General features: G+C 35.8%; 24 protein-coding genes. All 24 read left to right on the top strand.

Annotated elements, in window-relative coordinates:
* Position 1 precedes the first annotated feature (1 nt).
* Positions 2-541, top strand: a complete 540-nt coding sequence (rplE, locus tag TMATH_RS09660) for a 50S ribosomal protein L5 (protein WP_012995900.1) — start codon at positions 2-4, stop codon at positions 539-541.
* A gap of 16 nt (positions 542-557) precedes the next feature.
* Positions 558-743, top strand: coding sequence for a type Z 30S ribosomal protein S14 (locus tag TMATH_RS09655; RefSeq protein ID WP_012995899.1), 186 nt, complete (start codon positions 558-560; stop codon positions 741-743).
* Positions 744-761: 18 nt separating this feature from the next.
* Positions 762-1,160 carry a 30S ribosomal protein S8 gene (gene rpsH, locus TMATH_RS09650; protein WP_012995898.1) on the top strand — a complete coding sequence of 133 codons (399 nt, stop codon included), beginning with the start codon at positions 762-764 and terminating at the stop codon, positions 1,158-1,160.
* Between the two features lie 22 nt (positions 1,161-1,182).
* Positions 1,183-1,725: a 50S ribosomal protein L6 gene (gene rplF, locus TMATH_RS09645; protein WP_013150803.1), complete on the top strand. Its 543-nt coding sequence runs from the start codon at positions 1,183-1,185 to the stop codon at positions 1,723-1,725.
* 11 nt (positions 1,726-1,736) lie between these two features.
* A complete protein-coding gene (gene rplR / locus TMATH_RS09640; protein ID WP_041591670.1) occupies positions 1,737-2,102 on the top strand; it encodes a 50S ribosomal protein L18 in 366 nt (121 codons plus the stop codon).
* Positions 2,103-2,118: 16 nt separating this feature from the next.
* On the top strand, positions 2,119-2,622 hold the full coding sequence (rpsE, locus tag TMATH_RS09635; protein WP_012995895.1) for a 30S ribosomal protein S5: 504 nt from the start codon (positions 2,119-2,121) through the stop codon (positions 2,620-2,622).
* A gap of 29 nt (positions 2,623-2,651) precedes the next feature.
* A complete protein-coding gene (rplO, locus tag TMATH_RS09630) occupies positions 2,652-3,095 on the top strand; it encodes a 50S ribosomal protein L15 (protein WP_013150801.1) in 444 nt (147 codons plus the stop codon).
* Between the two features lies 1 nt (position 3,096).
* Positions 3,097-4,353, top strand: coding sequence for a preprotein translocase subunit SecY (secY, locus tag TMATH_RS09625; protein WP_013150800.1), 1,257 nt, complete (start codon positions 3,097-3,099; stop codon positions 4,351-4,353).
* Between the two features lie 17 nt (positions 4,354-4,370).
* On the top strand, positions 4,371-5,024 hold the full coding sequence (locus tag TMATH_RS09620; RefSeq protein WP_013150799.1) for an adenylate kinase: 654 nt from the start codon (positions 4,371-4,373) through the stop codon (positions 5,022-5,024).
* On the top strand, positions 5,021-5,767 hold the full coding sequence (gene map, locus TMATH_RS09615; RefSeq protein ID WP_013150798.1) for a type I methionyl aminopeptidase: 747 nt from the start codon (positions 5,021-5,023) through the stop codon (positions 5,765-5,767). Before TMATH_RS09620 ends, map begins: the two co-directional genes overlap by 4 nt.
* 15 nt (positions 5,768-5,782) lie before the next feature.
* Positions 5,783-6,049, top strand: a complete 267-nt coding sequence (locus tag TMATH_RS09610; RefSeq protein WP_013150797.1) for a KOW domain-containing RNA-binding protein — start codon at positions 5,783-5,785, stop codon at positions 6,047-6,049.
* Between the two features lie 24 nt (positions 6,050-6,073).
* Positions 6,074-6,292, top strand: a complete 219-nt coding sequence (gene infA / locus TMATH_RS09605; RefSeq protein WP_003870248.1) for a translation initiation factor IF-1 — start codon at positions 6,074-6,076, stop codon at positions 6,290-6,292.
* Between the two features lie 16 nt (positions 6,293-6,308).
* Complete coding sequence (rpmJ, locus tag TMATH_RS09600) at positions 6,309-6,422, top strand: 50S ribosomal protein L36 (RefSeq protein ID WP_002509257.1); 114 nt, start codon at positions 6,309-6,311, stop codon at positions 6,420-6,422.
* An 11-nt stretch (positions 6,423-6,433) separates the two neighbouring features.
* Positions 6,434-6,802, top strand: a complete 369-nt coding sequence (gene rpsM / locus TMATH_RS09595; protein WP_003868584.1) for a 30S ribosomal protein S13 — start codon at positions 6,434-6,436, stop codon at positions 6,800-6,802.
* A 19-nt stretch (positions 6,803-6,821) separates the two neighbouring features.
* Positions 6,822-7,214 carry a 30S ribosomal protein S11 gene (gene rpsK, locus TMATH_RS09590; RefSeq protein WP_012995889.1) on the top strand — a complete coding sequence of 131 codons (393 nt, stop codon included), beginning with the start codon at positions 6,822-6,824 and terminating at the stop codon, positions 7,212-7,214.
* Positions 7,215-7,226: 12 nt separating this feature from the next.
* Positions 7,227-7,847, top strand: a complete 621-nt coding sequence (gene rpsD, locus TMATH_RS09585) for a 30S ribosomal protein S4 (protein WP_012995888.1) — start codon at positions 7,227-7,229, stop codon at positions 7,845-7,847.
* Positions 7,848-7,895: 48 nt separating this feature from the next.
* On the top strand, positions 7,896-8,843 hold the full coding sequence (locus TMATH_RS09580) for a DNA-directed RNA polymerase subunit alpha (protein WP_012995887.1): 948 nt from the start codon (positions 7,896-7,898) through the stop codon (positions 8,841-8,843).
* Between the two features lie 13 nt (positions 8,844-8,856).
* Positions 8,857-9,195, top strand: coding sequence for a 50S ribosomal protein L17 (rplQ, locus tag TMATH_RS09575; RefSeq protein ID WP_013150796.1), 339 nt, complete (start codon positions 8,857-8,859; stop codon positions 9,193-9,195).
* Between the two features lie 85 nt (positions 9,196-9,280).
* Positions 9,281-10,114: an energy-coupling factor transporter ATPase gene (locus TMATH_RS09570; protein ID WP_012995886.1), complete on the top strand. Its 834-nt coding sequence runs from the start codon at positions 9,281-9,283 to the stop codon at positions 10,112-10,114.
* Positions 10,105-10,965, top strand: coding sequence for an energy-coupling factor transporter ATPase (locus TMATH_RS09565; protein WP_013150795.1), 861 nt, complete (start codon positions 10,105-10,107; stop codon positions 10,963-10,965). Before TMATH_RS09570 ends, TMATH_RS09565 begins: the two co-directional genes overlap by 10 nt.
* Positions 10,958-11,764, top strand: a complete 807-nt coding sequence (locus TMATH_RS09560; RefSeq protein WP_013150794.1) for an energy-coupling factor transporter transmembrane component T family protein — start codon at positions 10,958-10,960, stop codon at positions 11,762-11,764. The genes TMATH_RS09565 and TMATH_RS09560 overlap by 8 nt, the downstream gene beginning before the upstream one ends.
* A gap of 2 nt (positions 11,765-11,766) precedes the next feature.
* Entirely contained in the window at positions 11,767-12,501 is a 735-nt protein-coding gene (gene truA / locus TMATH_RS09555; RefSeq protein WP_028991956.1) for a tRNA pseudouridine(38-40) synthase TruA, read from the top strand.
* Between the two features lie 88 nt (positions 12,502-12,589).
* Complete coding sequence (rplM, locus tag TMATH_RS09550) at positions 12,590-13,021, top strand: 50S ribosomal protein L13 (RefSeq protein ID WP_013150792.1); 432 nt, start codon at positions 12,590-12,592, stop codon at positions 13,019-13,021.
* Positions 13,022-13,036: 15 nt separating this feature from the next.
* Positions 13,037-13,429, top strand: coding sequence for a 30S ribosomal protein S9 (gene rpsI / locus TMATH_RS09545; RefSeq protein WP_012995881.1), 393 nt, complete (start codon positions 13,037-13,039; stop codon positions 13,427-13,429).
* Positions 13,430-13,571: the final 142 nt, after the last annotated feature.

The following is a 13,571-nucleotide window of genomic DNA, read 5'->3' as shown; positions in this document are numbered from 1 at the left end:
TATGTCAAGGCTGAGAGAAAAATACCAAAAAGAAGTTGTACCAGCGCTCATGGAACGTTTTGGATATAAAAATATAATGCAAGTTCCTAAACTTGAAAAAGTTGTTATAAATATAGGAGTGGGAGAAGCAAAAGAAAATCCCAAGGCGCTGGAAGCAGCTGTCCAAGATTTAACAATGATTGCAGGACAAAAGCCAGTTATTACAAGAGCGAAAAGGTCAATTTCTAATTTTAAGATTCGTAAAGGAATGCCAATTGGAGTAAAAGTTACTTTGCGCGGCGAAAGAATGTATGAATTTTTGGATAAACTTTTCAATATAGCTTTACCTCGTGTAAGAGACTTTAAAGGAGTTTCTCCTAATTCTTTCGATGGAAGAGGGAATTATGCTTTAGGAATAAAAGAACAATTGATTTTTCCCGAAATTGACTACGATAAGATAGACAAGATAAGAGGAATGGATATAATTATTGTTACAACCGCAAAAACTGATGAAGAAGCAAAAGGATTATTAGAACTTTTAGGTATGCCATTTGCAAAGTAAAGGAGGGTAAAATTATATGGCGAGAAAGGCTTTGATAGTAAAGCAGCAAAAGCCTCAAAAATACAAAACGAGAGAATATAATAGGTGTAAAATTTGTGGCAGGCCTCGTGCATATTTAAGAAAATTTGGGATGTGTCGTATATGCTTTAGAAAATATGCCCATCAAGGGATGATACCAGGCGTTAAAAAAGCAAGTTGGTGAAAGAGGGGAGGTAGTACGATGGTAATGACAGATCCTATAGCAGATATGCTGACCCGAATAAGAAATGCGAATATTGCAAGACATGAAACAGTAGAAATACCTGCTTCAAAGATGAAAAAGGCTATTGCAGAGATTATGTTGAAAGAAGGGTTTATAAAATCAGTAGAAGAAATAGACGATGGAAAAGGTGGTATTCTCAAATTAACTTTGAAATATGGTCCTAATAAGGAAAGAGTTATATCTGGGTTGAAAAGAATAAGTAAACCTGGTTTGAGAGTATATGCTAAACACGACGAATTACCGCGGGTATTAGGAGGTTTAGGAATAGCGATTATATCAACTTCAAAAGGCATAATGACAGATAAAGAAGCAAGGAAAGCAGGAGTTGGAGGAGAAGTCATTTGCTACATTTGGTGATTCTAATAAGGAGGTGTGGACAGTGTCAAGAATAGGAAGATTACCACTAGAGATACCAAAAGGGGTAGAAGTCAAAGTAACTCCTGACAATGTAGTTACCGTAAAAGGTGCAAAAGGCACTTTAGAAAGAAAGTTTCCACCGATTGTAAATGTAGAAGTAAAAGATAATCAAGTAATTGTAACACGAAAAGGTGACGACAAAGAAGAAAAAGCAATGCATGGCACTACGAGAGCAATAATTGCAAATATGATAAAAGGCGTGACTGAAGGATTCGAGAAAGTTTTGGAAATTGTAGGAATTGGATATCGTGCTGCAAAACAAGGGAAGAAGCTAGTATTGAATGTGGGGTATTCTCATCCGGTAGAAATAGAAGAGGAACCTGGAATTGAGATTATTGTGGAAGGAAATAATAAGATAATTGTAAGAGGTGCAGACAAGGAAAAGGTAGGTCAGGTTGCTGCAAATATCAGAAGAGTTCGTGAACCTGATGCTTATCAAGGCAAAGGCATAAGATATGCAGACGAAGTTGTAAGATTAAAAGAAGGTAAAACTGGTAAGAAGTAAGGGGTGAGATGATGATTAAAAAACCAAATAGGAATGAATTAAGAAAAAGACGCCATTTGAGGATAAGAAAGAAGGTTTTTGGTACACCAGAAAGACCACGTCTTAATGTGTTTAAAAGTCTGAAACATATTTATGCTCAAATTATAGACGATACTAAAGGGCATACTCTTGTTCATGCTTCTACGCTAGATCCTGAGCTTAGAAGCATTACAAAAGGAGCAAATAAGCAGTCTGCTAAATTGGTAGGAGAGTTGATTGCAAAGAGAGCTTTAGAAAAAGGCATAAAGGATGTTGTATTTGACAGGGGTGGGTATATTTATCATGGGGTAGTAAAAGAATTGGCAGACGCTGCACGACAAGCAGGATTGAATTTCTAAACAAGGAGGGAATTGAATGGCTCGAGTTGATTGGACGAAGTTGGATTTAAAAGAAAGAGTTGTTAGCATAAACCGTGTTGCAAAAGTTGTAAAGGGCGGAAGAAATTTTAGATTTAGTGTTACAGTTGTAGTAGGTGATGCAGAAAAGGGATATGTAGGAGTAGGAAGAGGTAAAGCTGCAGAAATCCCAGATGCAATTAGAAAAGCTATAGAAGATGCAAAAAAACACTTAATTAAAGTTCCAATTGTTGGAACTACTATTCCTCATGAAGTCATAGGGGAATTTGGTGCGGGAAAAGTACTATTAAAACCTGCTAAAGAAGGTACGGGTGTTATTGCGGGGGGACCTGTTCGCGCAGTGTTGGAATCTGCAGGTATAAAAGACGTTTTGACAAAATCACTCGGTTCTTCCAATGCAACTAACATGGTTTATGCGACAATGGAAGGATTAAAAAGATTGAGAACAGCTGAAGATGTGGCAAGACTACGTGGAATTCCTGTAAGCCAATTATTTGAATAAATATAAAGAGCGATTGAGGAGGTGCGAAGATGAGACTGCACGATTTAAAACCTGCTGAGGGAGCAAGACGGGAGAAAAAAAGAGTAGGAAGAGGAATAGGTTCTGGACATGGTAAAACTTCATGTAGGGGCCAAAAGGGACAAAAAGCAAGAAGTGGTGGTGGAGTGCGTCCAGGCTTTGAAGGAGGTCAAATGCCCCTTACTAGAAGAATTCCAAAAAGAGGTTTTACTAACATATTCAAAAAAGAATATGCAATTGTTAATGTTGGAACTTTAGAAGAAAGATTTGAGGAGGGAGCGGTAATTACTCCTGAAGTTTTAATAGAAAGTGGTATAATTAAAGATGTAAAGGATGGGGTTAAAATATTAGGGGACGGAGATTTAAACAAAAAATTTACTGTTAAAGCTCATAAATTTAGCCAGAGTGCCATTGAAAAAATTCAAGCCGTTGGAGGAAAGGCAGAGGTGATATAAATTGTTTCAAACCCTTGTCAATGCTTGGAAGGTTGATGATATAAGGAAAAGAATACTTTATACTGTAGTTATGTTAGTAATCTTTAGATTGGGGTCTCATATCCCCGTGCCAGGAATTGACTCAAAGGTGATTGCTAATATACTTGGCCAAGGACAATTGTTTGGATTTTTTGATATAATATCAGGTGGTGCTTTTAGTAGCTTTACCATTTTTGCGATGAGCATTACACCTTACATCAATGCATCAATTATAATGCAACTTTTAACAATAGCAATTCCCTCTCTTGAACAAATGGCAAAAGAAGGGGAAGAGGGAAGGAAGAAAATTGCTCAGTATACCAGATATTTAACAGTGGTGCTTGCCTTGATACAAGCTATAGGAATGACAATTGGGCTAAGGAAGGCAGTTATCAATCCTACATTTTTTAGCTTGACGGTCATTGTTATAACTTTGACGGCAGGTACTGCTTTTCTGATGTGGTTGGGTGAAAGAATTACGGAAAATGGAATAGGCAACGGGAGTTCATTGATAATTTTTGCTGGGATAATTTCTAGGATTCCTAACATGATATATATGACAGCTGAATATGTTCGTGCGGGTACTGCTAATATTTTTGGTGCTATTGCTTTTGTAGTTGCAGAGCTTCTAATGATAGTGTTAATAATTTTAGCCACAGAAGGCCAAAGAAGAATTCCTGTGCAATATGCAAAAAGGGTTGTTGGAAGAAAAGTTTATGGTGGGCAAAGTACTCACATTCCTATAAGAATAAACATGGCAGGGGTTATTCCTATTATATTTGCTCTTTCACTGTTACAATTTCCACAACAATTAGCTACCTTTTTTCCACGGTCGTCATTTTATAACTTTGTACAAAGGTGGCTAAGCACAAGTGGGCTAATATACAATATTTTAGATATATTATTGATAATTGGATTTACTTATTTCTACACAGCAGTAATATTTAATCCGGTAGAGATTTCAGATAACTTAAAAAAATATGGGGGGTTTATTCCTGGCATAAGACCAGGTAGACCGACTACTGAATATCTTACAAAGATATTGAACAGAGTTACTTTTGTAGGGGCGTTATTCTTGGCATTTATTGCTACAATGCCAGTAATTTTAATGAGGATAACTGGATTGCAGCTTTATTTTGGAGGTACAGCTCTTTTAATTGCAGTTGGTGTAGCGCTTGATACTATGAAACAAGTAGAAGGGCACCTTATCATGAGGAATTATCAAGGATTTTTGAAGTAATAAAGGGGGGAGAATTTATGAAAATAATACTTTTAGGACCCCCAGGGGCAGGTAAGGGAACGCAAGCTAAAAAAATTGCTAAGGAGTTTGACATTCCTCACATTTCCACGGGAGATATTTTTAGACAAAATTTAAGAGAAAATACCGACTTAGGAAAACTAGCAAAAGAATACATGGACAAAGGCTTATTGGTCCCCGATGAGGTTACAAATAAAATAGTAGAAAACAGATTAGAAAAAAATGACTGCCAAAAAGGGTTTTTATTGGATGGTTACCCTAGAAATGTTGAACAGGCTGAGGAATTAGATAGGTTTTTACAAGGCAAAGGCATTCATCTGGATTGTGTATTAAATATTGAAGTTGAGAAAGAAGCTTTAATTGAAAGAATAACAGGCAGGAGAGTATGTCCTAATTGCGGCGCGACTTATCACATAAAGACTTTTCCTCCTACAGTCGACAATGTGTGTGATAAATGTGGTGCACAACTTATACAACGTTCAGACGATAAATTAGAATCAGTTGTAAAAAGGCTAGAAGTTTATGAAAGTCAAACTAAGCCTTTGATTGAGCATTATACAAAGAAAGGCATTTTAGTGAATATAGATGGGAATAAATCAGTCGAAGAAGTATTTGAAGATATAAAAAAGGTTTTGGGAGACAGAGGCAAATGATATATATCAAATCTGAAAATGAAATTGATTTAATGAGAACAGCTGGTAAGGTAATAGCAAATCTCTTTGAAGTTTTGGAAAAGGCAATTAAGCCTGGAGTGACGACGTTAGAACTTGATAGAATTGCAGAAGAGTTTATAATAAAAAATGGTTGTAAACCTGCCTTCAAAGGGTTGTATGGCTTCCCTGCTAGTATTTGTACTTCAATAAATGAAGAAGTAGTTCATGGAATACCAAGTTTAAGAAAACTTAAAGAAGGCGATATTATAAGTATAGACCTAGGGGCTAGCTATAAAGGATACAATGCAGATGCAGCAAGGACTTTCTCCGTTGGGGAAATATCAGAGGAAGCACAAAAATTGATTGAGGTCACAAAGAATAGCTTTTTTGAGGGTATAAAGTATGCAAAAGAAGGGAATAGGCTATCTGATATTTCTCATGCAATACAGACTTATGTAGAGAGTTACGGTTTTTCCGTAGTAAGAGAATATGTAGGCCATGGCATAGGTATAAAAATGCATGAAGACCCTCAGGTTCCCAATTTTGGCCCTCCCGGTAGAGGCCCCAGATTAAAAAAAGGAATGTGTCTTGCTATAGAACCAATGGTAAATACGGGACATTATATAGTAAAGACACTAGAAAATAATTGGACAGTAGTCACCGCTGATGGTGGTTTATCTGCCCATTACGAAAATACTATTGTTATTACGGAGGGAGAACCTGAAATACTGACCATTTTATAAGAGGTGAGTTTTTTGATGGACGACTGGCAAATTGGTCAGGTAGTGCGGAGCAAAGCAGGTCGTGATAAAGGTAGAGTTTTTGTTATTGTAGGAAAATTTGATGACCAACATGTTCTTGTAGCCGATGGGGACCTTCGAACAATAGAAAAACCTAAGAAAAAAAAGTTTAAACATCTTCAGCGGTATAATGACGTAATTTGGCAGATTAAAGAAAAAATCTTAAATGGCGATAAATTAACTAATGAAGAAATTAGAAAATTTTTAGAGCCTTATAAATCCTAAGTCGATGAGGAGGGATGGATACCCTTGGCAAAGGATGATGTTATTGAAGTGGAAGGTACAGTGATAGAGGCTTTACCAAATGCCATGTTTCAAGTACAATTAGATAATGGGCATAAAGTATTAGCCCATGTATCAGGAAAATTGAGAATGAACTTTATACGAATACTTCCAGGAGACAGGGTGACGGTAGAATTGTCTCCTTATGACTTGAGTCGTGGAAGAATAGTATGGCGTGGAAAGTAATAAGGAGGTATTGAAAATGAAGGTAAGACCATCTGTAAAACCTATTTGCGAAAAATGTAAAGTTATAAAGAGAAAAGGCAAAGTTATGGTAATTTGTGAAAATCCAAAGCATAAACAAAAACAAGGCTAGGAGGTGTAAAAATGGCGAGAATAGCAGGTGTTGATTTACCAAGAGATAAACGAGTTGAGATAGCTTTGACATATATCTATGGAATTGGTCGCTCTCGCTCAAATGAAATACTTGCCAAAGCAGGTGTAAATCCGGATACAAGAGTCAAGGATTTGACAGAAGAAGAAGTTTCAAGACTTAGAGAGATAATTGATAAAGAATACAAAGTTGAAGGCGATTTAAGAAAAGAAGTTGCCATGAACATCAAAAGGTTAATGGATATAGGATGCTACAGAGGAATAAGGCATAAAAGAGGTTTACCTGTAAGGGGTCAAAGAACTAGGACCAATGCTAGAACGAGGAAAGGTCCAAGAAAAACTGTTGCTAAGAAGAAGAAGTAATTAATAAGGAGGGGAAATAATGGCTAAAAGAGTAAAAAGAACTGGCAGAAAACGCGAGAAAAAACACGTAGAAAGAGGAATAGCCCATATTCATTCTACGTTTAATAATACTATTGTGACTATAACGGATCCTGCTGGAAATACAATTTCTTGGGCGAGCGCTGGTACAATAGGTTTTAAAGGTTCAAGAAAATCAACTCCATTTGCAGCTCAAATGGCGGCAGAATCAGCTGCAAAATCTGCAATGGAGCATGGCATGAAAACTGTGGATGTATATGTAAAAGGTCCTGGTGCAGGTAGAGAAGCAGCGATAAGGGCTTTACAGGCTGCTGGACTTGAGGTAAGTTTAATAAAAGATGTAACTCCAATTCCTCACAATGGATGCAGACCACCTAAGAGGAGAAGAGTATAAGGAGGTGCGATTATGGGAAGATACTTAGGACCAAGTTGCAGATTGTGCAGAAGAGAAGGTATGAAATTATATTTAAAAGGAGATAAATGTTATACAGACAAATGTCCTGTTGTAAGAAGAGGATATGCACCAGGGCAACATGGGCAAGAAAGGAAAAAACTTACTAGCTATGGCATACAACTAAGAGAAAAACAAAAACTCAAAAGATACTATGGCCTTTTAGAGAGACAGTTTGAAAGGTTCTATGAAAAAGCAGAAAGAATGAAAGGAATTACAGGTGAAAACTTATTGCAACTTTTAGAAAGACGTCTTGACAATGTGGTATACAGATTAGGTTTTGCAGTTTCTAGGCGACAAGCGAGGCAATTGGTAAGCCATGGCCATATAGAGGTCAATGGCAAGAAAGTTGATATACCATCTTTTTTAGTAAAACCAGGGGATGTAATATCTGTGAGGGAAAAAAGCCGTTCAATGGAATTGATAAAGAACAATTTAGAAGCTGCGAGGAACGTACCTGACTGGCTAGAACTCAATAAAGATGCTTTTGAAGGTAGAGTGGTTTCATTGCCGAGAAGAGAACATATAGATCTGCCTATACAAGAGCACTTGATTGTTGAGTTGTATTCTAAGTAATGATTATAATCGGTTACCCTCATAAAACAGTTAAAAGGAGGGTTTATAGTGTTTGAAATAATTGAACCAAAAATAGAGATTGTTGAGCAGGCGGAAGATGGGACGTATGGAAAGTTTGTAGTAGAGCCTTTAGAAAGGGGTTATGGCATAACGCTTGGAAATTCTTTAAGAAGAGTACTTTTGTCCTCTCTTCCTGGTGCTGCTCCTAAATCTGTAAAGATAGATGGAGTATTACATGAATTTTCAACCCTACCAGGAGTTAAAGAGGATGTGGTAGAAATTATACTTAACCTTAAAGAAATCGCAGTTAAATTGCATTCAGACGAACCGGTGGTAGGGCGCATAGATGTAGAAGGAAAAGGAGAAGTAACAGCAGGTCATATAAAAGGTAGTGCCGATATAGAGATTTTAAACCCTGACCATCATATAGCTACTTTAAGTGACGATGGCAAACTCCATATGGAGATTGTGTTTGTTAAAGGAAAGGGTTATGTGCCTTCAGATAAAAACAAAGAACCTAACCAACCGATAGGTGTCATTCCAGTTGATTCTATTTTTACACCAGTAAAAAAAGTAAGCTACAATGTAGAAAATACTCGTGTAGGCAATGTTACAGACTATGATAAACTTACTTTGGAAGTATGGACAAATGGAACTATTACGCCTAAAGAAGCTATTAGTATGGCTTCTGACATGTTGATTAGGTACTTTCAGAAATTTATATCTTTTAGTGGCGAATACAAAAGTTCGGATATTTTTGTGGACAAACCTGACAAAAAAATCGAAAAACCTCTTGATATGACGATTGAAGAGTTAGACTTATCTGTAAGGTCCTATAATTGCTTAAAGAGAGCTGGAATAAATACAGTACAGGAGCTTACTCAAAAGACAGAAGAAGAGATGATGAAAGTTAGAAATTTAGGGAAAAAATCTTTAGAAGAGGTTAAACAAAAACTCCAAGCATTAGGACTTAGCTTAAAGAAGGCAGACGAATAAAGGAGGGTTGAAGGTGGGTTACAGAAAATTAGGTCGTCCTTCAGACCAGAGGAGAGCTATGCTTAGAAATTTAGTTACAGACTTTTTGAAATATGGCAGAATAACTACAACAGAGGCACGAGCAAAAGAAGTTCGCAGAATTTCGGAAAAAATGATAACACTTGGCAAAAGAGGCGATTTACACGCAAGAAGGCAAGCTTTAGCTTATATCTTAGATGAAAGTGTAGTAAAGAAGTTATTTGACGAAATAGCACCGAAATATAAAGACAGACAAGGTGGTTACACAAGAATTTTAAAGCTTGGGCCTCGCAGAGGAGATGGCGCACCGTTAGTAATTATTGAATTAGTGTAAGCAATCGAAGGGGTTAAGTTTGGTGCTGCAACTTAATCCCTATTTTTCATAGAAAGAGTTTAATTTAAAAAAGAAGGTGTCCCTAATGGAACACATAATAACAACACAAAATTTATCTTTTGAATATCATACAGAAGAACAAACTCGACACCTAGTTTTAAAGGATATAAATTTACAGTTTAAAAAAGGACAGTTCATAGGTATAATTGGCCATAATGGGTCAGGTAAATCAACACTTGCCAAACATTTTAATGCACTTTTAGTGCCGACAGAGGGAAAAGTGTATGTAAAGGGAATGGACACGAAAGATGCAAAGCATTTATGGGACATAAGACAGACTGCTGGGCTTGTTTTCCAAAATCCAGATAATCAAATAGTGGCGGCTATAGTTGAGGAGGATGTAGCTTTTGGCCCAGAAAATTTAGGTATATCCCCTGATGAGATAAAAGAAAGAGTTGAATATGCTCTTAAAGCGGTAGGTATGTGGGAATACAAAGATTATCCTCCCCACATGCTTTCAGGCGGCCAAAAGCAAAGAGTTGCTATTGCTGGGATAATTGCAATGAAACCGGAGTGCATAATTTTGGACGAACCAACGGCAATGCTTGACCCAATAGGAAGAAGGGAAGTAATTTCTACCATAAAAAAACTCAACAAAGAAGAGGAAATTACTGTAATACTCATAACACATTTTATGGAGGAAGTAGTAGATGCAGATAGAGTTATTGTAATGGATGATGGAAAGGTAGTGTTAGATGGTACTCCTAAAGAGGTATTTAAAGAAGTTGAGCTTTTAAAAAAGATTGGCCTCAGTGTGCCCCAAGTTACAGAGTTGGCATACCAATTGAAGAGAGAAGGCTTTGACGTCCCTCTAGACATTTTAACAGTAGAAGAAATGGTGGAATTTTTATGCCGATAAAGGTAGAAAATTTAAGTTTTGTGTATAATGAAGGTACGCCATATGCTACTGTTGCTTTAAATAATGTTACTTTTGAAATCCAAGATGAAGAGTTTGTGGGAATTATCGGGCACACAGGGTCGGGTAAATCTACGTTAATACAACATTTAAATGGGCTTTTAAAACCTACTTCAGGGAAAATATATATAAATGGAGTAGATATAACAGATAAAAAAGTTAGTTTGAAAGATGTACGAAAAGAAGTAGGGTTAGTTTTTCAATATCCTGAATATCAACTTTTTGAAGAAACTATTTTTAAAGATATAGCCTTTGGTCCTGCTAATTTGGGACTTAGCGAAGAAGAAATTGAAAAAAGAGTATATGAAGCAATGGATATTGTTGGAATCAGTAGAGAATTAGCAGATAAATCCCCTTTTGAAGTATCAGGTGGACAAAAACGTAGGATTGCGATAGCAGGAATATTGGCTATGAAACCCAAAATTTTGATACTAGATGAACCTACTGCAGGTCTTGATCCAAAAGGGAAAGAAGAGATTTTAAACAAAATTAAAGAAATTCATGATAAATATAAGATGATAACAATTTTGGTATCCCATAGCATGGAAGATATAGCTAGATTTGCAGATAAAATAATTGTAATGAACAAAGGAAGAATAGAAGTTATTGGGACTCCAAGGGAAGTATTTAGAGAAGCTGAAAAATTAGAAAAGATAGGATTAGGAGTACCACAAATAACTTCTCTCGCAAGAGAATTACAAAAAAAAGGAATAGCAATTCCAGAAGATATATTAACAATTGAAGAAGCAAAGGAATATATAATTCGTTATCTCAGGGGGATTAAAAATGTTTAGAAATATAACTATTGGTCAATATATTCCTGGTGATTCAGCAGTTCACAAATTGGATCCGAGGATTAAAATAATTATCTCTTTTATATTTATAGTGGCCATATTCTTCATAAATAAACTTTCGGGCTACCTTTTTGCAGGTTTTTATCTTTATTTGATAATAGCAATTTCAAAAATACCTTTCAATTATATTTTAAAAGGCTTAAGACCAATAATTATAATTCTTTTGTTGACAGTGAGTTTAAATATGTTTTTTACCCCTGGGGGAACGATATTATATACTTTAGGACCTTTGGAGATTACTACTAATGGGCTGCGTTTAGCTATTTTTATGGGATTAAGACTTATATTTTTGATTATCGGTACTTCACTACTTACTTTAACTACTTCTCCTATCTCTTTAACAGACGGAATAGAGCATATTTTAAAACCCTTTAGCCGAATAGGGGTACCAGCTCATGAATTAGCAATGATGATGACCATTGCTTTAAGATTTATACCTACATTAATAGAAGAAGCAGAGAAAATTATGAAAGCTCAAATAGCGAGAGGCGCTGATTTTGAAAGTGGCAATATAGTAAAAAGGGCAAAAGGACTAGTGCCTCTTTTAGTACCGCTATTTATCAGTGCTTTTAGAAGAGCTGACGAATTAGCAGTTGCCATGGAATCTCGGTGTTATAGAGGCGGGCAAAATAGAACGCGAATGAAACAGCTTAAAATCCAACCACGAGATTATGAAGCTTTAGTTGTAACTTTGACAATGGTATTACTAATTATATGGAATAGAAGCTGGACGTGGTAAAAGTGAGAAACATAATGATTGTAGTACAATATGACGGGACCAATTATCATGGTTGGCAATACCAAAAGAATGCAATAACAGTCCAGGAAGTATTGCAAAAAGCAATAAAGAAAGTAACAGGAGAAGAAGTTAATTTAATTGGGGCAAGTAGAACTGATACGGGTGTCCATGCTCTATACCAAGTAGCTAACTTTAAAACTAATACTAAAATACCTGCAGAAAAACTGCCCTACGCTCTAAACAGTGTATTACCCGACGATATAGTAATTACACAAGCAAAAGATGTTGAAGATTCTTTTCACGCCCGATATAGTGCAAAAAGGAAAAGATATAAATACCTCATTCTCAATAGGAAATTTCGAATGCCTACAATGAGAAATTATTGCTGGCATATAAGCTATCCTTTAAATGTAGAAAAAATGAAAAAAGCAGCAACTTACTTAATTGGCACTCATGATTTTTCTGCTTTTAAAGCTTCAGGAAGTAGTAAGACAAGTACAATAAGAACAGTGTATGACTTAATTATCGAAAAAAATGAAGATTTTATCAACATTGAAATAGAAGCCGATGGTTTTTTGTATAATATGGTGCGAATAATTGTAGGGACACTGTCTTATGTTGGCCTTGGCAAAATAGGGGAAAATGAAGTTTATAACATTTTAGCATCGAAAGACAGGACAAAAGCGGGCATAACTGCTCCTCCTCAAGGATTGTATTTAATAAAAATTATCTATTGACAGTTACAGTACTCTGGATTAAAATAATATTATGCGAAATTGTGCCCTGTGTTGGAAATTTACCATGGATAAGGAGGTTATATAAAAAATGAAATCATATATGGCTAAACCTAAAGATGTCGAGAGAAAATGGTTTGTTATAGATGCTGAAGGTAAAGTTCTAGGAAGGTTAGCAAGCCAAATCGCTAAAATACTAATGGGTAAGCATAAACCAACTTATACACCTCATATAGATACAGGAGATTTTGTAATAGTTTTGAATGCTGACAAAATTGTGTTGACAGGCAATAAATTAGAAGATAAATATTACAAATATTATACAGGATATCCAGGAGGATTAAAAGAGGTTCAATATAAAAAGTTAATGCAGACAAAACCTGAGTTTGTGATATACCATGCTGTAAAAGGCATGTTGCCTAAAAATAGACTTGGACGCAGAATGATTAAAAGATTGAAAGTATATAGAGGCTCTGAGCATAAACATCAAGCTCAAAAGCCCGAAAAATTAGATATAGAATGAAGGGAGGATATTATTATGGCAACAGTACAATATTACGGAACAGGAAGAAGAAAAGAAGCTGTAGCGAGAGTAAGGCTTATGCCTGGAAAGGGAAATATAGTAATTAATAATAGACCTTTGGATGAGTATTTTCCATTGGATACTTTAAAGTATACTGTTAAACAACCTTTAGTTTTAACAGAAACAATAGACAAATTTGATGTGTACGCAAAAGTATCCGGAGGAGGACTTACAGGTCAAGCAGGAGCAGTAAGACTTGGTGTTGCTCGTGCATTAGTAAAAGCTGATAGTGAGTTGAAGCCTATTTTAAAGAAAGCCGGATTCTTGACGAGAGACCCAAGAATGAAAGAAAGAAGAAAATATGGTCTTAAAAAAGCAAGAAAAGCTCCACAATTTTCAAAGAGATAAAAGAGCCTTGGGCTCTTTTTTATTATATACAAGAAAAAAGGGATAATAGTAATACAAAGAATTACTTAGTATTCTAAAGATATTAAAAGAAAAGAGCTGATATTTTAATGAAAAAGGGTAAAATAGCATTATACACTACTTG

The sequence above is a fragment of the Thermoanaerobacter mathranii subsp. mathranii str. A3 genome (assembly GCF_000092965.1).
In the GTDB taxonomy this organism is placed as follows: Bacteria; Bacillota; Thermoanaerobacteria; order Thermoanaerobacterales; family Thermoanaerobacteraceae; genus Thermoanaerobacter; species Thermoanaerobacter thermocopriae.
The sequence above is the reverse complement of the archived record's forward strand: the minus strand, read 5'-3'. Positions and strand labels throughout refer to the sequence as shown.